The following is a 19,332-nucleotide window of genomic DNA, read 5'->3' as shown; positions in this document are numbered from 1 at the left end:
TAATCGTCGCTAATGATTATTGTGCGCCTCTTTATGTACCGATCAATGCTCAGTGAAAGGCGATACGGATGTATTTATTAATCACTGACTTGATGAACGGTGGGCGAACCAGAAGGAGGAAGCCTTTAGGCCTTGTCCTTGCCTTTACTTTTTTTCTCTTTGCTCTTGTCCTTACTTTTGTCCTTCTTTTTCTCTGAAGGCGCTTTTTCTTCAGGAGTTTCGACCATCGCCTTGAGGTCTTCTTTTTTCATTTTTCCGAGCCATTGCTGACTGTTGGAATCAAAAACGACAGGCTTGTCATCACAGTGGCCAGAGCATTTCATTTGAAGAATATGGAAAGGCTTGAAGGATTTTTTCTCCTTGGCCCAATCAAATAATTTTTCGTTTTTGCCTTTACAATGGGATCCCATGCAAAAGAACAAGGCGTCTCCTTTCGGTTTGAGTGTTTTCATAGGGTAAAATTAATCTGGCTTCAGGGTCAGGCTTGCCAGGTATTGTTCATTTTCATCTTGCATCAACAAATCGCAGAAAAATCCCGACTTGTCGGCAATCTCACTCATGGTATCAAAATCTACATAGACCCATTTGAACCATTCGCTTTTTAAACTCTGATATTGAAAACGAAAATCGATTTCACCATAATAACGGTCTTTAGGCTTTACCTGATCGTCATATAGGTACTCAACATCCGAAGAATCGAAAATTATTTCTCCGCTGTCATCAAGCATCCCCTTTAATTTTTCAAGCAGCAGGGAAATTTGCTCAATGGTTTCCGCCAATCCAATACCATTCATCATTAAAAGAATCGTATCGAATTTTTGTTCCTTAAAATTAAAAATATCTGCTACTCGGGCATCTTTTACCCCACGTTGTTTCATGACTTCCACAGCTCCTTCGGAGGTATCAATAGCGACCACCTCGAGATTGCGCTTCTGCAAACCGAGGGCAAAACGCCCCGCCCCTGCACCGACATCAAGTACCCTGCCTCGGCAGGTTTCGAGTGCAACAAACTCCAGGTCGGTGAGCTCGTCCTCAGGTTCAAAAAACGATGCGATCGGCATTTCGTCCGCTTCGCCAAATTGGTTGTGAATAAAGAACATGGCCTCTTCATTTCCCGCCATATATTCCTTCAGGCCTATTCCTAATACATCCTTGATCATAATACTGCGTGTTATTTGCCTTCAATAAAAGCGGATTTATGGAGCTTTGAAAGAAATTGCTGAAAAATTTCAAAAATAGGCGGACATAAAAAAACGGCTCCATTTTTCAAGGAAGCCGTTTTTGAGCCTAAAGTTACTCGCCTGCATTTTTTGGTGCAGTAGAGTCATATTGGTTTATAGATTGCCTTTTTTCAGCAAGCCAAGTTTGATCTGCGTCAGGCGTCTTTTGGTATCCTGAGGGAAGTCGCCACGCATTACCCAGTCGTAATAGGCTGGTTCGTTGCGCAACACCTGTGCAACGGGTTTGCCTTTGTGCTTTCCGAAGTTAATCAAAGGCACGCCTTCGTCGCTGTACACCATTCGTCCAGCCAAATCTACCTGATTGTTGGCGCCAATTTCATTGATCACCTTCATGTCGTTTTCAATGGTACCAATCGAATTGCCTTTCATGTCGAAAGCTTCCTGCCCTTCGTATTTTTGAATTTGTGCCTTGAAAACCTCCAAAGTAGCGATGGTGTCGGCTTCCGCAGAGTGGGCGTCCTGTAAATCTTTGCCACAATAGAACTTGTAGGCAGCGGTCAGGTTGCGTTTTTCCATCAGGTGGAAAAGTTTTTGGGCATCTACCAAATTGCGTTTGGTGATGTCAAAATCAACGCCTACGCGATTAAATTCTTCCAGCAACAAGGGAACATCAAAACGAACAATGTTGAAGCCTCCCAAATCGCAACCTTCCATGAATTGCGCCAAATCTCTGGCGACGTCCTTGAATGTTGGTGCTTCCTTGACGTCCTGATCGTAAATGCCATGAATCATGGAGGTTTCTACAGGAATAGGAATACCAGGATTGACTTTGCTTACGCGCTTGTCGATGCTGCCATCAGGGTTTTGCTTGATGAAGGCATATTCAACGATACGATCGCCAGTGACATTTACCCCTGTGGTTTCAAGGTCGAAAAATACAAGGGGTTTATTTAGTTTTAAATTCATGATAAGCTGCTTTAAAATGTTTACTTGACCCAACGGTCAGCGATCGATTGTAGGTTGATGCCTCCAAGGTTTCCTGAGGTCATGATCAGTAAGTTACCCTCGGGGCTCCAGGATTCGATTTTATCCTGAAGGTCTTTGGGGTCTTGAAGATAACAAATGTCCTCCTTAGCAAAGGCATTTTTGATGTCTTTTTCTGAAATAGGAGGGAGTCCCTTGTGTTCAAGGACTGATTTATTGACAAATACCACAGGATTTTCAATACCAGCCAAAGCGTCGGCGTACTGAGGCAGGAAATCCTTGTTCAGCGAGCTGAAGGTATGCAATTCCAGAATGGTATGCATGGCGCGCTGAGGGAACTGTTCCTGTACCGCTTTTGCTGTGGCTTTTACCTTACTTGGCGAATGGGCGAAATCATGATAGACGATCTGTTCGTCGCTGGATTTCAGAATGGTCAGTCGTTTGTTGGCCGTTTCAAAAGTGCGCATGGCTTCATAAAACTGCACATCAGTAATGCCCAATTGCTGACATACACCCTTGGCGCCAGCAAGATTTTCCATATTATGAGCACCGATAATAGCTACTGGAACGTCGCCTTCTTCGGTCATCAGATACGATTTCCCTTCCCTTACAGCGTAAGGATGCGTCTGGTAGGGGATTTGTGCCACGCCTGCACGGGGCATTTGTCCAATGCGGTTGACCTCAGGGTCCTGGCAGTTGTAAATCAGCGCGCCCTCTTTCGGGCTGAGGTCGGCAAGGGTTTCAAAAAGCCCAATGTATTCGTCGAGTTTTGGGAACACGTTAAAATGATCCCAGGCAATACCGCTGATCAGTGCAATATGATGGTGGTATTTTACGAATTTCGGTACACGGTCAAGGGCAGAATTCAGGTATTCATCGCCTTCGATAATAATGACCGGCGCATCGGAGAGCTTCACCGAAAGGTCAAAACCTTTAACTTTGGCACCCACCAAAAAGTCAAAATCCTGCTGATGGAAACGCAGCACGTGCATAATCATGGCCGTGATGCTCGTTTTGCCGTGGCTGCCAGCAATCACCACCCGCTTTTTGTCCTGGGATTGCTCATAGACAAACTCCGGAAAGGAATAAATCTTGAGCCCCAAAGCTTCCGCTTTCTGGAGCTCCGGGTTATCGGAACGGGCATGCATCCCCAGAATAATGGCGTCGAGGTCTTCACTGATGCGTTCGGCATTCCAGCCTTCGGTGTCAGGGAGTAGGCCTTCCTGCTGAAGGGCGGTACGTGCGGGGTCAAAAATTTCGTCATCGGAACCCGTGACAAGGTGCCCAGCCCTTTTTAGTGCAATAGCGAGGTTGTGCATAATGGCCCCTCCCATTGCAATGAGGTGTATTTTTAGTGGGTTGTTATTTTCCATGGGGAATGATACTTAATAGGAGAACAAAAATAGAAATTTATTCAAGCCGCCCCAAGGATTGCAGTGCTTTCCTCCTGAGGGCAGGGACGACTTTTGTGTACGGAAATTAAGAATTGATGCCCGCCTTATGCTTGTTTCTCGGATCGGATGCCTTATATTTGTGATCTTATTAATTGTGAAATTAGGGTGGCATGGCTATTGTCAGTGCTATAAGACACAGTTGAAAATCAAATAGGCCGTTATCACGAATATATATGTCTGAGAATAAAGAAAAAGGAACCGGAGCATTTCGCTTGCCTGTAACTGGGGGACCAGCAGAAAGTAAAATGCCTACCAAAACACGGGTGCCGAGCACGATGGCCGGAGGGAAATTGCCTCCACAAGCATCGGAGCTGGAAGAAGTGGTTTTGGGTGCGTTGATGTTGGAGAAAGATGCATTGACCAATGTGATCGATATCCTGCGTCCGGAGAGTTTCTATAAAGAACCGCATAAGCTGGTTTATAAGGCGATTCGTGATCTGTTTAACGATGCAGAGCCGGTAGATTTGATGACGGTGACCAACCGCCTGAGAAAAAATGGTGATCTGGAAAAAGCGGGAGGCCCTTTATACATCTCCAAGCTGACTTCCAAAACCTCCAATGCCGCCAATGTGGAGTTTCATGCCCGGATTATTTCCGAGCAGTCGATCAAGCGGGAACTCATTCAGGTGGCTTCGAAAATTCAGACCGAAGCCTATGATGAAACCCGTGATGTATTTCAGTTGCTTGACGATACCGAACGCTCTCTTTTTGAGGTTACCAACTCCAATATTCGCAAGTCGGTCGCCGATATGCGTTCTGTAATGGGGCAAGCAATTGCCGAGCTTGAAGCGAAAAAGCACTTGAAAGATGGCCTGACAGGTGTCCCTTCTGGTCTGACACAACTCGACCGCGTAACGGCAGGTTGGCAGCCTTCCGATTTGGTGATTATTGCCGCCCGTCCTGCGATGGGTAAGACGGCCTTTGTATTGACCGTGCTGCGAAATGCCGCCGTGGATTTTGAAAAACCCGCAGCGATTTTCTCGCTCGAGATGTCGAATGTTCAGCTGGTGAATCGTTTGATTTCCGCTGAAGCAGAGCTGGAGTCCGAGAAGCTGAAAAAAGGAATGTTGCAGGATTTTGAGTGGGAGCAGCTTGTGGAGCGTACCAACCGCCTGACCAACGCCCCGATCTTTATTGATGATACCCCTGCCTTGTCGATTTTGGAGCTTCGCGCCAAATGTCGTCGTTTGAAGGCACAGCATGATATTCAGATCATCATCATTGACTATTTGCAGTTGATGTCCGGTGATGCTAAATCCGCAAGTGGCGGAAACCGTGAGCAGGAGATTTCCTCGATTTCCCGTGCACTGAAAGGCTTGGCCAAGGAACTGAATGTGCCAGTTATTGCACTCTCGCAGTTGTCGCGTGCGGTGGAAACCCGTGGAGGTGATAAACGTCCGCAGCTTTCCGATTTGCGTGAATCTGGAGCGATTGAGCAGGATGCCGATATGGTGATGTTCCTTTACCGTCCGGAGTATTATGGTATTACCCAGGATGAGGCCGGTAACCCAACTTCGGGAACGGGAGAGGTAATTATTGCCAAGCACCGTAATGGCGCTTTGGATACGGTGCCTTTGCGCTTTATCGGTAAGTATACCAAATTTGAGGACCTTGACATGGGCGGTTTTCAGAACATGACCCGCATACCTGATGGTACTGCAACTTTCGATTCTGAAAATAATGTGATGACCATTCAGTCCAAGGCCAACGATCCTTCCTCTTTGGGTACACCACCAACACCGGATTATATTCCGCCAGAAGAAGAAAACGGTGCCAATCCACCGTTCTAAGATATTCCAACAGGAACACCAGCACGCTGAAGTCATTTTTTCAGCGTGTTTTTTTTGTCCCTGCTGATGCTTTGCGTAATTTGATCTTTCAGAATTTTACTGCTTTGGCAGTCAACAACCTTTTTTAAAACCTAACACAACCCCTATGAATTTTTGGGATCAGCCCGATGATACTAAACCACCCATAGCAGGTACCTGGACTAACCTCTACCTGATCACTATTGGGATCTTTATCTTTTATGTCTTGTTGTTTACCCTTTTATCGTCATTGGTATCATGAATTGGCTGGATTGGGTAGTATTGATCGGGACAATTTTTTCTATTGTAACCTATGGCATCTGGAAAACCAAGAATGCCAAAAATATTCAGGGATTTTTACTCGGCGATAAGGAGCTGAAGTGGTGGACCGTCGGGATCTCGATTATGGCCACGCAGGCGAGTGCGATCACCTTCCTCTCTACTCCGGGGCAGGCTTACGCCGACGGTATGCGGTTTATGCAATTTTATATCGGGATGCCACTGGCTATGGTGGTCCTTTGTGTTACCGCAATTCCCATCTTTTACAAGCTGAACGTCTTCACCGCATATGAGTATCTTGAAGGGCGTTTCGATTTAAAAACACGTTCCCTGGCGGCTTTTCTCTTTTTGTTTCAGCGGGGGCTGGCGGCCGGAATCACGATTTACGCTCCTTCTATCATCCTGTCGACTTTATTGCATTGGCCCCTTTTTCAGACCAATCTGATTATTGGCGTGCTGGTGATTTTCTATACCGTTTCTGGTGGAACAAAAGCGGTGAGTAAAACGCAGCAGCACCAAATGACCATCATGATGGGCGGGATGGTCCTTGCCGGCATATTGATCGTGTTGATGTTGCCGCAGGAATTCAGCTTCTCCGACGGGGTGGCACTGGCGGGGCACCTCGATAAAATGGAAATGATTTCCTGGGAGTTTGATCTTAACGACCGGTACAATATCTGGTCGGGGGTACTCGGGGGTTTCTTTCTGTTTCTGAGTTATTTTGGCACAGATCAGTCGCAGGTGCAGCGTTACCTTTCTGGGAAATCGCTTACTGAGAGTCGTTTGGGCTTGTTGCTGAATGGTATCCTGAAAATTCCCATGCAGTTTCTGATCCTCTTCATTGGGGTGATGGTATTTGTCTTTTTTCAGTTTGAAAAGGCACCGTTGTTTTTCAATCAGTCGGTAGTGGAACAGGTGTACCTGACCGATCAGAAGGAGGCTTTTCAGGCATTGGAGCAGTCCCATGAACAAATATATCAGCAGAAAAAAGCCTTGGTTACCGACTGGGCTAAACAGGACAGGAACCCTGATTATATTCCGCAGATTAAATCGGTGAATGAGCAGGAGAAGCAGGTGCGGGAGCAGGCGGTTCAGCTGATTTCCGCGGCAGTACCTACGGCCGAAACCCGCGATACAGATTACGTCTTCATTACTTTCGTGATGCGCTATTTACCCCATGGAATTATTGGCCTGTTGCTTGCCGCGATTTTCTCCGCAGCAATGTCTTCGACGGCTTCGGAACTCAACGCCCTGGGCTCTACCACCCTGGTGGATATTTACAAAAGGAATATCAAGAAAGATGGCTCGGATAGCCATTACCTGAAGGCATCGCGCTGGTTTACTTTTGGCTGGGGAGTGGTGGCGCTGCTCTTCGCTTCTTACGCCAGTATGTTCGAAAACCTGATTCAGGCGGTAAATATTATCGGTTCGTTGTTTTATGGCACCATTTTGGGCATTTTCCTGACAGCCTTTTATTTGAAAAAAGTGCAGGGGCACGCCGTGTTTATTGGTGCCCTGGTGGCCGAAGCTGTGGTTATTTCTTGTTATAAGTTCAGTGATATCGGATATTTGTGGTTTAATTTGATAGGATGCGCAGTGGTGATGTCGGTAGGGTTCATTGTTCAGCAAGGAATGCCGAAAACCGCTGCTTAAGATAGATAATAGTCGATGAGTCGAAATATAGTGATTGTTGGAGGAGGGGCTGCGGGCTATTTTGCTGCAGCCAATATGGATGGTTTGCCTGCCGGTGTTTCGGTCACCATTTTGGAAAAGAGCAATAAAACGCTTTCAAAAGTAAAGGTGTCCGGTGGCGGGCGTTGTAATGTGACCACCTCCACCGATCAGGTGGGGGCTTTGGTGAAGCATTACCCGAGGGGAGAGAAGCAATTGCGAAACCTGTTCAAAGCTTTTGGCCCTGAGCAGGTGCGGGCCTGGTTTGAGCAAAGGGGTGTTGCCCTGAAAACCGAGCCGGATGGGCGCGTTTTTCCGGCTTCCAATGATTCTCAGACCATCATTGACTGCCTGCGTAATGAGGCGCAACGGCTTGGTGTAAAGGTGCAATATGGTGCTGCGGTGCAGGCCATCGAAAAAGTGGGCGCGCAGTATGAACTTTTGCTGGCCAATGGTGAAAAACTTATGGCCGATTACTTGTTGCTGGCCACAGGTGGGCATCCCAAGGCTGCGGCTTATTCTTGGCTGACGGATCTTGGGCTGGAGATTGAAGCGCCACTGCCTTCGTTGTTTACTTTCAATATTCCTGATTTTCCACTGGTGAGTTTAAGCGGAACGGCAGTACCCAATGCTGAGGTTAAAATTGCCGGCACAAAATTATCGCATGATGGTCCTTTGCTGATCACCCATTGGGGGATCAGTGGTCCGGCGGTGCTGAAGTTGTCTGCCTATGCGGCACGGGAACTGGCAGGAAAGGATTATCAGTTTCAGGTATTGGTGAAATGGGATGCGAGCTGGAATGAAGATTTGATCCGCAATTGGGTGGCAGACAACCGCAGCAGTCAGGCTAAAAAGAAGATCAGCAACAGCCCTTTAAAACCATTGACACAGCGCTTGTGGGCGGCTTTATTGGAGATGGCCGGTGTGGATGGTGAGATGCGCTGGGCAGATCTGCCAAAGAAAATGGCCAATAAGTTGATTAACAGTATGGTGTCGATGGATTTGACCGTCAAGGGGAAAACCACTTTTAAGGAGGAATTTGTAACCGCAGGCGGCGTGAAATGTGGTGAGGTGGATTTCAAAACCATGCAAAGCCGTAAATTCGAGCATCTGTATATTGCCGGGGAGTTGCTGGATGTGGATGGCGTAACAGGCGGATATAATTTTCAGAATGCCTGGAGCGGCGGCTATGTGGCTGCCCGTGATATTGTCAGCAAGTGTCAGGGCTGACGGACGCAGGAGGTTTGCGGTGAGCATGTTACTGATTTACTTCGACTTAAATATGCGCTCAGTATCGGGGGCTGATGAATAAGATCATTTAAAAGTGATCAGTAGCGTCGTGATGGCGGTTTACTGATCACTTTTTTTGTGCTTATCCTTCCGTAAAAATGGCAAACTGCGCATGGTATCGCTCGCTGGCTTTTTCAAGCACTTTCTGAGCCATGGAAGAATCCTGCCAGCCTTCAATGTCCACTTTCTGGGATTCAAACCTGACGTATGCCTCAAAGAAAAATTCTATTTCCTTCATTAAATCGGGGTTCACTTCATCGAGGTGATATATTTTGTTCCATCGGGGGTCTTCAATCGGTACACAGATAACTTTGTGGTCTGCGGTATTTTCTTCAAATATTTTGAAAATCCCGATAGGGCGGGCGTGGATCAGGCAGCCCGGAAAGGTGGGCTCGTCAATCAATACCAAGGCATCGAGTGGCTTATTGTCCTCGTCAATGGTATTTTCAATAAAGCCGTATTCGGCAGGGTAGCGCATATTATGAAAGAGTGTCCTGTTAAAGCGCATTTGCTTCGCTGATTCCTCCCATACATATCTGTTGCGACTTCCTTTGTTGGTTTCCACCAAAACTTTGACATAATCTTTGTCCATAATTCCGTTAAGTTGATGCGCCATGTTCAATGGCGATGTTAAAAAAATGAAGGGTTGTTGTTCCTTTTCAGCAGCAAACTGCCGAGCTCGATAACGCTGTATTAAAAATTAACCTTAAATTTTTACAATTGCAAAAGGTTGGAGGTTTAATCATTCCTGTGATGGACGCGATTGGCGATGCGATTCATCAATAATACGCATATTAATTTCTTGAAGCGTCAGAGAGGCGGGGTGTATGCGATAAATGAAAGATACCTAAACAATGGCTTATCTTTATCAACTGAACTTAGCTTAATTAAAAATTGTGCTGACGGTAATACAAGGTGATGTAAATTTTCAAATGAGCAGAAAGTAACTTTTTGATTTGTCATTCCGGATCACTGAAAAAAGAATACCTGCTAATTCAGGCCCACTCTTTTGTATTTTCAGTTCATGGTTGCAAATTGATCGGCAATTGCGAACCAAAGAATTTAACGATATGAATATCCATAATCTGCCTCCAATTGAACTAAAACTCTTTCCTTACGATCTCGATTTCAAGTTTGATGCCGGGACCTCGCGGGGGGTGCTCAAACAGAAGCGCACTTACCTTATTCAACTGACTGATGGTAAGCGCACGGCCTGGGGGGAGGCAGGGCCACTGAAAGGACTGAGTGTAGATGATCGTCCGACCGTTCAGGAGGAAATGACAAGCCTGTTGGAGCAATGGAGCAGTGCACAGGATTTTCCCGCCACACTCGCCGAAGTACCCAAATGGGCGCAGGAGCGAATTCCCGATTCCCTTCCTTCTTTGCGGTTTGGGATGGAGATGGCCTGGATGGATTACTTTAATGGCGGAAAGCGAATGATTTTTGATACGCCTTTTTATCATGGGCAAGAGGCTATTCCGATCAATGGCCTGGTATGGATGGGCTCCGAGGAGTTCATGGCACAGCAAATGGAACAGAAGCTGAAAGCAGGGTTTGCCTGTATCAAAATGAAAATTGGGGCCATCGATTACGATCGGGAAATGAATTTGCTCCACCAGCTGAGGCGGCAGTATTCGGCCAACAAAATTGTTTTGAGGGTAGATGCCAATGGGGCTTTTGCACCCGATGAAGCCCGGGAGGTCCTTCGGGATTTGAACCGACTGGAGGTCCATAGTATTGAACAGCCACTGAAAGCCGGACAGTGGGAAGCAATGGGGCGGTTGTGTCATCAGGCTGTAACGCCCGTTGCGCTTGATGAAGAACTGATTGGCCTGAGTACACAGCAGGAGCAGACCGAGATGATGAATGAAATTCAGCCGCAATATATTATTCTGAAACCGACCTTGGTGGGGGGGATCGCCGCATCCCTGCAATGGATTCAACATGCGGATACCCTAAAGGCTGGTTGGTGGATGACTTCGGCCTTGGAGTCCAATGTGGGGCTGAACGCTATCGCCCAGTTTACCGCACACCTGAAGGTAACCATGCCTCAGGGTTTAGGTACCGGGCAGTTGTACCACAATAATTTTGCATCGCCATTACAGATTCACGATGGCGCAATAACTTACAAGCAAGAGACTGATTGGGAGATTGCGGTGCCGTAGAAGAAACGCAGTGCTATAATAGTACGCTGTTTGATGTAATGTTTGGAGTGAAAAACGCCTTTTTAGGCGTTTTTTTTTGACTGAATTGTTACGGTATAAAACTAATATGCTTGTATGGGTTTCCTTTTGGTGTTTTTCGGTTTCCTTTACTGATGTGAGTAAAAAATTAAATTAAAGCAATAAAATTAACAGCAAACCCTTTCAGCTGTCTGTATTAATGCATAAATTAAATATACACTAATGTAAAAATGATGTTATTTTTATATTGATCGATATTGTTATCGTAAAATTTATCCCTAATATTGCATGCGGTTTCCGTAGAGTGTTATTTTTAAATAGATTTTTTCGCTCGCTGTAAGGTTTGAAGCGGAATGTCTCAAACGGAAACTGAGTAACTTTTCAATTAACTATACCAAAATAAATTATTCCCTTATGAGAAAAGGAATTTTACTTTTCGCGCTACTTTTAATGGGTAGTATCAGTTCTATGGCAGCAGGATACCAGGTGTTGCTGCAAGGTAATCGCCAAGCCGCAATGGGTAACCTCGGTGTAGGCCTTCAGCCTGATCCTTCAAGTGTATTCTGGAACCCTGGCGCGTTGGCTATGGCGCGACGCAGTGGTATTTCTGTAGGTTTCAACCTGATTGATTCCAAAGTGAATTACTGGGATTCTGAAACACCTAACAGTAATTACACCGCTTCAACAAATTCTCCTTTAGGTACGCCATTCCATGTTTATGGTGCTTTTCAGCCTAAAAATAGCGATGGCGAGTACAGCAACTGGGCATTTGGTATTGGTGTTTATACGCCTTATGGTTCATCCGTAAACTGGGATGATAACTGGAAAGGATCTTCTTTATTAACTTCCATTAAATTACAGGCGATTTTCTTTCAGCCTACCGTTTCTTACCGTGTTTCTGACCGCTTCTCGGTAGGTGCAGGTTTGGTGGTTTCTACGGGTTCTGTAAACTTGCAACGTGGTATTCCTCAGGTCAGCCCTCAGGCTCAAATTGAGCTGGACGGTAAATCAGATATCGGAATCGGATACAACCTTGGTTTGTATTTTCAGGCCTCGAAAATGGTCAACCTTTCCTTTAGCTACCGTTCGCGTGTAGATGCGAAAGTAAGCGGTGGAGATGTGACTTTTGCCAATATTCCTGATTTGGTTTATGCCAGTGGTGCATTCCCTCAGGGTGGAACGCAGTTCGATGCTACCTTGCCTTTGCCTTCTGTAACTTCAGTAGGGGTAACGGTAACACCAGATGAAAAAGTAACCATTGGTTTTGAAGGTAACATTGTGGGCTGGGGAGCTTACCAGTCGCTGACTTTCAACTTTGTTGATCCTATCAATGGAGAATTCATTTCTTCTTCTCCACGTGATTATAAAAATTCCCTGCAGGCTAAGCTGGGTGCGGAATATAAAATCGTTCCTACTTTCGCTTTGCGTGCCGGTATTTACTACGATCAGACTCCGGTACAAGACGGATTCATGACACCTGAAACACCTGATCAAGACCGTACCAACCTGACTTTCGGTTTGGGATGGATGCCAAACGAGCACCTTTCTGTGGACGCTTCCTTCATTTGGATTAATGGTAGCGAGCGTCGCCAGACTTACACCGATGCGAAAAATGCCGGTACTATTAAAGGTATTGAGGCCGACGGTTCTTTGACAGGAACTCCTGAGCAAAATGTATTGCCAGGTACTTACAAGCTGAGCGGCTTGGTAGGCGGTTTGACTGTTTCTTATTTATTCTAATTCTCCCCCCTTTATCTCTGAATTCTGATGATGAAATCATATAAAAATATATTATTAGGTCTTGGTTTGGCTGCCACTGCTATGGTGGGTTGTCGTGAGGTTGAAAATGTGCCCACGCCAATTTCTGGATCAGCAGATTTTTCAAATTATATCGCTGTTGGTAACTCCCTGACTTCAGGTTATGCCGATGGAGGCCTTTATGCTGAAAGTCAGCAAAACTCTTATCCATTGATGATCGCGCAGCAAATGCAGGCTGTTGGTGGTGGTGAGTTTACGCAGCCGACGATCCCTGGAAATGGTTCAGGCTATATGAAACTGACCGGCCTTGTGGGTGGTTCCCCTGTTTTCGAAAATGTGGCACCAGATCCTGCTTTTGCTCAGCCTTTGGCAGATGGTCCTGTTTTTAATAATATGGGTGTTCCTGGTATTCGTGTAGTGGATGTTCAGGCGCCAGGCTACGGAAGTGATCCTGTGAAAACCAATCCGTTTTTCTACCGCATGTTGCCGGATGCCAACCGAATGGATTCATATATTGCCACACTTGCGAAAACCAATCCTTCATTTTTCACCTTATGGTTGGGAAATAATGATATTTTGGGTTATGCAGCTGACGGAGGTAAAAGTGGATCAGCTTTTAATCCTATTAATACAGCCTCTTTAACAAGTCGTGAGGCATTTTTACCAAATTATCAAGCTTTGTTGAATACGATGACTGCGAATGATGCAAAAGGAGTAGCAGTATCTATTCCTAATGTGTTGGATGCGCCGTATTTCACCACTGTTAATCCTCAGGTGCAGGCATTGTTAGCGGTAGATTCAATTGCGCAAAGGGTAACTTTTGATGCGGCAACTGCAGTGCAAGCTAACCTATTGTATGCTATGGGTGGATTTAATGGCGCTAACTTTGAAGCTGGACTTAATTTCCCATTAATTCAGTTAGAAGATTCAACTTCTACGACTGTTCGTAAATTTGATATTGACACAGATGATGCTTTGTTAACTTTTTCTCGAATCCAGAGTGATGTTTTGGCAAAAGGATTGGGGTATTTGGATTTGACCTCTCCAGGTTTGGTGCAGTTATTTACTGATGTTGCTTTAGTACAAGCAGGCCAAAAACAACCGAATGCTATTATTACACTTTTGGGTGTTGGGACAATCTCAGAAGCTTTGATTGTGCCGGTTCAGCAATATGTTGAAGCGAAAAATGCAGGTGATGATGCTACTGCGGGAGCAATTGCCGCGCAGGTTAAAGCTGCTACTGGTGGTCAGTTGGATTTGGATATGGTTTATCCTGCTGCTAAAAATGAATTTGATAATGAATATGGTATTAAGGTTAGCCCGATTGGTACCGAGTATGTTTTAGATCAAGATGAAAAAGCACTTGTAGTTGAAAGAACGACAGAGCTGAACACTGAAATTAAGACACTTGTCGATGCTAATCCAAATGTAGCTTACCTTGACATTCAGCCAATCCTTGATCGTGTAATCAAAGGGTACGCTGTTGATGGTGTAACACTTACAGGAGCGTATATTACTGGTGGTGCATTCTCTACTGATGGTATCCACTTGACTCCTCGTGGGTATGCCGTAACTGCCAATGGAATTATCGATGCGATCAATAAAGATTTCGGATCAACGATTTCACCTGTTCAGGTAGGTAACTACCGTGCGGTTGAATTGCCTTAATATAACCTAAAATACAGCCTTTGTTCCTGTAAAGGAGCAGGCTGAGGATAAGAAAAGCCGCAGGTGATGATATTCGCCTGTGGCTTTTTTAATGCTCCAATTTAAGGCACAAAAAAAGGACCGCGTTTAGGGCGGTCCTTTTTTTGTTTACTTTTTGCCACTGCTAAACGGCGTAAGTAGGCAGGGTAAAGTAATGGTCAAATCTTTGTAATTCGTACTTTCTGATGAGGCTACGGAGCTGTTTTACATACAGGCTGCCTTCTTCAGAATAGTTGGAAAGGTGATTAACCAATATAAGAGAGTTGTCGGTTTTTTGCATGGTCTTGCGAAGGTTTTTGTAGCTGCTTACCCGGCCAATAATGTCGAGGTAATTTTCTGCAGACTCCAAAATGTTGTCGTAAGCCCTGACATATACTTTTTTTCCATTTCTGGTGCCTTGTGTCAGTCGGCGTGCCTCTTTGTGTGAGAATGACCAAACTCCAAAGGCATTATTTGCTTCTGTGAAAATGGGTGAGGTGCCCCAGCCTGTTTCCATAATGCTCTGTGCCAAGATCATGCTGACCGGCGGTGGCGTTAATCGTTCAGGCAGTTCTTCAATCGTTTTGGCCTTGTACTTTTCCATATATGGGGAAAGTAGGCTTGCGGCCGATGGTTTTTCATCCATGGAGGCGATCAATGCCTCAACCTGCTTCAATTCGGCGAGTTTTCGCTCTCTTGCGACCAATACGGCAGGGAGCATCATGTTAATGAAAGTGCTTGTTTTTTCCTTTACAGGGAGTTCATGCAAGCTCATGAGATTTTGATAAATATTTGGGGTAACTTCCGGCCCATCGACTTTCACAATATCTGTGAAATCATCGACCATAATGAAGTTTGCATCTGCTCCGGCTTCCATGTTTTTCTCAGGCATTTTACCTGATCCCCATGTGCTTGAGTTAAAGCCACAGGTGTTGCTGAGCGGGCTCAGCATAAGAAGGAAACCGAATGTTTTAAGACCCTTCATAAATAAGTAAATTGGTACGGCACACTATTTTGCAAGAACCCTGCCAAGAATACATTATTCCGGGCTCGAATTGCAGGATTACCATTTATTTAATCTTTAACATGTTCATTGTCAATCTTGGAATAGGCGTCCAATAATGTTTTCAGCAATTGATAAATCGGTAATATTTTGAACTGACAGCACAGTGTTGAGGTAAAGAAAAAAGGCAGCTCGCGAAAACGGGCTGCCTTTTTGTCGGAATGAAAATTATTCCTGAGGATTATTTTATTCTTCGATGCGTTAAACGTCATTCTGCTCCAGCACTTCGCCTTTGTTTCTGCGATAGGTACGGACAATCAGTCTGTTGGCTTGGTCATATCTTAAATAACCCCATGCCCAGTTAATAAAGGTTACCACACGGTTACGGAAGCCGGCAAGCAGCATCAGGTGAACGAACATCCAGGTAAACCAGGCGAAGGTACCGCTGAATTTGTAAAAAGGAAGATCGACAACCGCACGGTTTCGTCCGATAGTGGCCATGGTCCCTTTGTCCTTATATTTGAACTCACGGGTTTTCTTGCCCTTGGCCATAGCGTTGAAATTTTTGGCCAGCATGGTTCCCTGCTGCATGGCTACAGAGCCAAGCATCGGCAAGCCTTTAGGGAAGTTTTTGGTGGCCATCAGGGAAACATCTCCTACGGCATAAACATTGTCGGCGCCCTCAACTTCACATTTAGTATTGACAATAATGCGGTTGGCAGCACCAATTTTCGAGGCGTTGAGTCCTTGAATCGGTGCACCCATTACCCCTGCTGCCCAGATGAGCGTTTCAGCAGGAATCTCTCTTTCGGAAGTAATGACCGTTTGTCCGTCATAATCCTTTACGAAGGTATTCATCCATAAATGCACCCCCATTTTATCCAGGAACCGATCGGCCTTGCGGGAAGCGTGATCACTCATCGCACTCAGTACCTTTGGAGCGGCTTCCACCAGGTGAATTTCCATATCTCGCAAATCCAGATCCGGATAATCGGTCGGCAATACCTGTGTTTTAAGTTCTGCCAAAGCACCGGCAAGCTCTACGCCCGTAGGTCCACCACCAACGATTACAAAAGTCATCAGGCGCTTTTGCTCGTTAATGTCATTACAGTACAGGGCTTTTTCAAAGTTCTGAAGAATCAAACTCCTCAGGTCCAGCGACTGGGTGAGGGTTTTCATCGGCATGGCATTACGCTCCACATTTTCCATTCCAAAATAATTGGAGCGGGCACCAGTGGCAATAATGAGGTGATCGTAACGGATATCGCCAATGGAAGTCTGGACGATTTTGGTGCTTTCATCCACCGATTTCACTTCTGCCATACGGAAATGAAATCTTTTTTTATCAGCAAAAGTCTTGCGCAAAGGGTAGGCGATACTGTCGGGCTCAAGGCCGGAGGTGGCTACCTGATAAAGTAAGGGCTGAAAAGTGTGGTAATTGTGTCGATCGACCATCACGACCTGATAGTGCTTGGTGTCGATACGTTTTGCTATATTTAAACCGGCGAATCCACCGCCAAGGATAACGACTCTTGGAAGGGATATTTCAGGTATCTTCATGTTCTTCGTGTTGTAAGGATATTTTGCATTATTTCCACGTGCGGCTTGCTCGTAGGTGAAATAGGCGGGTGTTGAGAGGTGTTTGTTTAAGTTACAATTCAGGAGAAGCTGCGATTGCAGGTATCACCGATTGAAAGTGATCCACAAAATCGAGTATGCCTTCCCAAATTGCCGATTCAAATTTACTAATTCCTCCAAGAAAATCAGGTGGAATATTATAGATATAATTTATAGTGAAGTTCTGAATTAGTGTTTTGTCATTCGAAAAACGAGTATATGTAGTAATGATATATGATTTTTGTGAGGTTTTGTGAAAAAGGACACGTCCGAAATCATAATTTTTTTGAATGCTGATTTGCGTATGCGCCAGTTCGTCTTGGCTAAGGTAGTTGGATAAAAAGGCTTCGTAGGGTTGTAGGGGGGCAGGAAACTGTAGACTGTATTTAAAATCTGGGGACATGATGCCACCGGTTAGCTGAAATTGATGGTCGCCAATTTTTGATACCGAATTATTAGGCAATAAGGCTTGCTGTGTGGCGAGGCTACAAAGATCTTCGTTGCAAATTTCCGCTTGACTTTTATTGACGAGGAAGGCTACCCGACTGAGTAAAATATAATATTGCCCAGCATTTTTTTGGTGAGATCCTTCGATGTCAAGCATTTTCAATGCCGCCTTTTCGTCCGCTTCAAGGGGTTCCTGCGGAAACATCATCTTTCCATTTTTAGACAGCAGGATCATTTTTCCTTGAACTATTCCGGGATCAGTATGCAGGCGATCGGTGCTGAAATTAAAGTTTTTTTCTTTACGTAGGTGCGTGTTGTCAGCCTTGGCCGTGATGCTCAAGGCAGATAATAATAGACCTAAAATGAATAGAATCGTTGATTTTTTATTTAAACGGATCGCCATAAGTTTCCAAAAAGATAAGTATGATATCAATTATACAAATTGAATACCAAAGCCATAAAAGTAATTTTGCAAGTGTGAAAAATTATTTTTTTTGACATTTTAGACATTATTATCAAGGCAAGATAGGATAATGATTTGTGAAAATACTAAAAAATATAAGCTACTTTATATCAAATTTTTCATTTATTCAACGAAATCCGCTGTGAATGGAGCTGTTGTAAAAAATCTCGATTTGCAACAGATCATAAATAATCTAACTATTTATAAGATATAGGTAACAACTATGTTGTTTTCATAACAATCGTTTGTGCGATTGCGTACGAATGCCGTTCTTCGTGTAAGTTTTTTATTAAAGATGAAATTTTCATCAGTAGGAAACTGCTGAATACTATTTCAGCTCAGTTAAAGAATATTTTGATTAAACATATCATCCAGCAATTCTATGCGTTTTGGAATTTTAAAGGAATTGACGGAGAAGCGTGTGGCGATCACACCTGACTTTGTCAAGAAACTTGTTGCTCAAAAACACGAGGTGGTTTTTGAGAAAGGTTGCGGAGAGGGCGCTGCCCTTGTTGATGAACTTTTTGTAGCCGAAGGGGCTAAAGCCGCAGACCGTGCCGAAGTTTTGGCCGCTGCCGATGTCATTACGACCATTATCCCATTGCCTGAATCTGACCTTGATCAGGTGAAAAAGGGTGCCGTATTGATCTCTCAGTTTCAACCGTTCGCCGATGACTCCATCTGTGAAAAACTGGCGTCAAAAGGTTTGACTGCCCTGAGTATGGACATGATCCCTCGCTCAACGATTGCTCAGGCAATGGACGTGCTTTCGTCGATGGCCTCAATTGCAGGTTATAAAGCCGTATTGACTGCCGCAGATCATTTGCCACGTTATATGCCGATGCTTTCAACCGCTGCCGGAACGATCCGCCCAGCGAAAATGTTGGTGTTGGGTGCCGGGGTAGCCGGTTTGCAGGCCATTGCTACTGGTCGCCGTTTAGGCGCGATGGTAGAGGCTTTCGATACCCGTGCTGCCGCCAAAGAGGAAGTAATGTCTTTGGGAGCCAAGTTTGTGGAGGTGGAAGGCGCCAGCGATGACAAAGCTGCCGGAGGTTATGCCGTTGAGCAAACCGAAGAATATAAGCAGCGTCAGGCTGATTTGATCTTCCAGAAGGTTTCCAAAGCCGATATCGTGATCACGACAGCGCAATTGCGTGGCCGTCCTGCGCCATTATTGGTAAATGAGGAAATGTTGAAAGCCATGCCGCAAGGGGCTGTTTTGATTGACCTTGCCGCTTCTACAGGTGGTAATGTGGCCTTTTCAAAGCACCGTGAAGTCGTGAAAACACACGGCGTTACGATCGTCGGGAATTCAGAACTTGCCGATGAGGTGCCAGAGCATGCTTCGCAATTGTTCAGCCGAAATGTGGAGAACTTCCTGAAGCATAAAGATTTCCTTTCTGAGGAAGGTTTTTCTTTTGATTTCGAAGAGGATATTTTCGGTTCAGCATGTATTGTTTATAACGGTGAGGTGCGTTTCGGTGCCCCAGCTTTAACCAAATAATTTG

15 protein-coding genes are annotated in these 19,332 nt (G+C 45.1%); 7 read left to right on the top strand and 8 right to left on the bottom strand.

The window, feature by feature from the left end:
* Positions 1–125 precede the first annotated feature (125 nt).
* The 4 genes from AABK40_RS09260 to AABK40_RS09245 form a co-directional block, all read right to left on the bottom strand.
* Positions 126–452 carry a (2Fe-2S) ferredoxin domain-containing protein gene (locus AABK40_RS09260; protein WP_338396855.1) on the bottom strand — a complete coding sequence of 109 codons (327 nt, stop codon included), beginning with the start codon at positions 450–452 and terminating at the stop codon, positions 126–128.
* Between the two features lie 9 nt (positions 453–461).
* Positions 462–1,160: a class I SAM-dependent methyltransferase gene (locus AABK40_RS09255; protein WP_338396854.1), complete on the bottom strand. Its 699-nt coding sequence runs from the start codon at positions 1,158–1,160 to the stop codon at positions 462–464.
* Positions 1,161–1,334: 174 nt separating this feature from the next.
* Positions 1,335–2,147, bottom strand: coding sequence for an exonuclease domain-containing protein (locus tag AABK40_RS09250; protein WP_332918956.1), 813 nt, complete (start codon positions 2,145–2,147; stop codon positions 1,335–1,337).
* A 20-nt stretch (positions 2,148–2,167) separates the two neighbouring features.
* Complete coding sequence (locus tag AABK40_RS09245) at positions 2,168–3,538, bottom strand: UDP-N-acetylmuramate--L-alanine ligase (protein WP_338396853.1); 1,371 nt, start codon at positions 3,536–3,538, stop codon at positions 2,168–2,170.
* A gap of 326 nt (positions 3,539–3,864) precedes the next feature.
* Between AABK40_RS09245 and dnaB the strand changes: the two genes are divergently transcribed.
* The 3 genes from dnaB (at position 3,865) to AABK40_RS09230 (ending at position 8,607) form a co-directional block, all read left to right on the top strand.
* Positions 3,865–5,409: a replicative DNA helicase gene (dnaB, locus tag AABK40_RS09240; protein WP_332919299.1), complete on the top strand. Its 1,545-nt coding sequence runs from the start codon at positions 3,865–3,867 to the stop codon at positions 5,407–5,409.
* A 276-nt stretch (positions 5,410–5,685) separates the two neighbouring features.
* The gene (locus AABK40_RS09235; RefSeq protein WP_332918958.1) at positions 5,686–7,359 is read left to right on the top strand and encodes a sodium:solute symporter family protein; all 1,674 of its coding nucleotides are present in this window, start codon (positions 5,686–5,688) and stop codon (positions 7,357–7,359) included.
* Between the two features lie 15 nt (positions 7,360–7,374).
* A complete protein-coding gene (locus tag AABK40_RS09230; RefSeq protein WP_338396852.1) occupies positions 7,375–8,607 on the top strand; it encodes a BaiN/RdsA family NAD(P)/FAD-dependent oxidoreductase in 1,233 nt (410 codons plus the stop codon).
* Between the two features lie 142 nt (positions 8,608–8,749).
* Here the strand turns inward: AABK40_RS09230 and AABK40_RS09225 are convergent, their stop codons facing one another.
* Positions 8,750–9,283: an inorganic diphosphatase gene (locus AABK40_RS09225; protein ID WP_338396851.1), complete on the bottom strand. Its 534-nt coding sequence runs from the start codon at positions 9,281–9,283 to the stop codon at positions 8,750–8,752.
* 454 nt (positions 9,284–9,737) lie between these two features.
* Between AABK40_RS09225 and menC the strand changes: the two genes are divergently transcribed.
* The 3 genes from menC to AABK40_RS09210 all read left to right on the top strand — a co-directional run bounded on the left by menC (position 9,738) and on the right by AABK40_RS09210 (position 14,276).
* Positions 9,738–10,832 carry an o-succinylbenzoate synthase gene (menC, locus tag AABK40_RS09220; RefSeq protein ID WP_338396850.1) on the top strand — a complete coding sequence of 365 codons (1,095 nt, stop codon included), beginning with the start codon at positions 9,738–9,740 and terminating at the stop codon, positions 10,830–10,832.
* Between the two features lie 432 nt (positions 10,833–11,264).
* On the top strand, positions 11,265–12,590 hold the full coding sequence (locus tag AABK40_RS09215) for an OmpP1/FadL family transporter (protein WP_338396849.1): 1,326 nt from the start codon (positions 11,265–11,267) through the stop codon (positions 12,588–12,590).
* Positions 12,591–12,617: 27 nt separating this feature from the next.
* Entirely contained in the window at positions 12,618–14,276 is a 1,659-nt protein-coding gene (locus tag AABK40_RS09210; RefSeq protein ID WP_332918963.1) for a hypothetical protein, read from the top strand.
* 163 nt (positions 14,277–14,439) lie between these two features.
* On the opposite strand, the gene AABK40_RS09205 is transcribed toward AABK40_RS09210, so the two are convergent.
* The 3 genes from AABK40_RS09205 to AABK40_RS09195 all read right to left on the bottom strand — a co-directional run bounded on the left by AABK40_RS09205 (position 14,440) and on the right by AABK40_RS09195 (position 17,764).
* Entirely contained in the window at positions 14,440–15,279 is an 840-nt protein-coding gene (locus AABK40_RS09205; protein ID WP_332918964.1) for a glucosaminidase domain-containing protein, read from the bottom strand.
* Between the two features lie 279 nt (positions 15,280–15,558).
* On the bottom strand, positions 15,559–16,857 hold the full coding sequence (locus AABK40_RS09200) for an NAD(P)/FAD-dependent oxidoreductase (RefSeq protein WP_332918965.1): 1,299 nt from the start codon (positions 16,855–16,857) through the stop codon (positions 15,559–15,561).
* Positions 16,858–16,948: 91 nt separating this feature from the next.
* Complete coding sequence (locus AABK40_RS09195) at positions 16,949–17,764, bottom strand: hypothetical protein (RefSeq protein ID WP_338396848.1); 816 nt, start codon at positions 17,762–17,764, stop codon at positions 16,949–16,951.
* Between the two features lie 442 nt (positions 17,765–18,206).
* Between AABK40_RS09195 and AABK40_RS09190 the strand changes: the two genes are divergently transcribed.
* Positions 18,207–19,328 carry an NAD(P) transhydrogenase subunit alpha gene (locus AABK40_RS09190; protein WP_338396847.1) on the top strand — a complete coding sequence of 374 codons (1,122 nt, stop codon included), beginning with the start codon at positions 18,207–18,209 and terminating at the stop codon, positions 19,326–19,328.
* The last annotated feature ends 4 nt before the right edge of the window (positions 19,329–19,332 follow it).

It is taken from the genome of Persicobacter psychrovividus (genome assembly GCF_036492425.1).
Taxonomy (GTDB): domain Bacteria; phylum Bacteroidota; class Bacteroidia; order Cytophagales; family Cyclobacteriaceae; genus Persicobacter; species Persicobacter psychrovividus.
This window is presented reverse-complemented; position numbering and strand designations above follow the sequence as displayed.

Excerpts from the sequence above, each read along its gene's own strand:
- AABK40_RS09260 (WP_338396855.1), bottom strand. The coding sequence starts at position 452 with ATGAAAACACTCAAACCGAAAGGAGACGCCTTGTTCTTTTGCATGGGA.
- AABK40_RS09255 (WP_338396854.1), bottom strand. The coding sequence starts at position 1,160 with ATGATCAAGGATGTATTAGGAATAGGCCTGAAGGAATATATGGCGGGA.
- AABK40_RS09250 (WP_332918956.1), bottom strand. The coding sequence starts at position 2,147 with ATGAATTTAAAACTAAATAAACCCCTTGTATTTTTCGACCTTGAAACC.
- AABK40_RS09245 (WP_338396853.1), bottom strand. The coding sequence starts at position 3,538 with ATGGAAAATAACAACCCACTAAAAATACACCTCATTGCAATGGGAGGG.
- dnaB (WP_332919299.1), top strand. The coding sequence starts at position 3,865 with ATGCCTACCAAAACACGGGTGCCGAGCACGATGGCCGGAGGGAAATTG.
- AABK40_RS09235 (WP_332918958.1), top strand. The coding sequence starts at position 5,686 with ATGAATTGGCTGGATTGGGTAGTATTGATCGGGACAATTTTTTCTATT.
- AABK40_RS09230 (WP_338396852.1), top strand. The coding sequence starts at position 7,375 with ATGAGTCGAAATATAGTGATTGTTGGAGGAGGGGCTGCGGGCTATTTT.
- AABK40_RS09225 (WP_338396851.1), bottom strand. The coding sequence starts at position 9,283 with ATGGCGCATCAACTTAACGGAATTATGGACAAAGATTATGTCAAAGTT.
- menC (WP_338396850.1), top strand. The coding sequence starts at position 9,738 with ATGAATATCCATAATCTGCCTCCAATTGAACTAAAACTCTTTCCTTAC.
- AABK40_RS09215 (WP_338396849.1), top strand. The coding sequence starts at position 11,265 with ATGAGAAAAGGAATTTTACTTTTCGCGCTACTTTTAATGGGTAGTATC.
- AABK40_RS09210 (WP_332918963.1), top strand. The coding sequence starts at position 12,618 with ATGATGAAATCATATAAAAATATATTATTAGGTCTTGGTTTGGCTGCC.
- AABK40_RS09205 (WP_332918964.1), bottom strand. The coding sequence starts at position 15,279 with ATGAAGGGTCTTAAAACATTCGGTTTCCTTCTTATGCTGAGCCCGCTC.
- AABK40_RS09200 (WP_332918965.1), bottom strand. The coding sequence starts at position 16,857 with ATGAAGATACCTGAAATATCCCTTCCAAGAGTCGTTATCCTTGGCGGT.
- AABK40_RS09195 (WP_338396848.1), bottom strand. The coding sequence starts at position 17,764 with ATGGCGATCCGTTTAAATAAAAAATCAACGATTCTATTCATTTTAGGT.
- AABK40_RS09190 (WP_338396847.1), top strand. The coding sequence starts at position 18,207 with ATGCGTTTTGGAATTTTAAAGGAATTGACGGAGAAGCGTGTGGCGATC.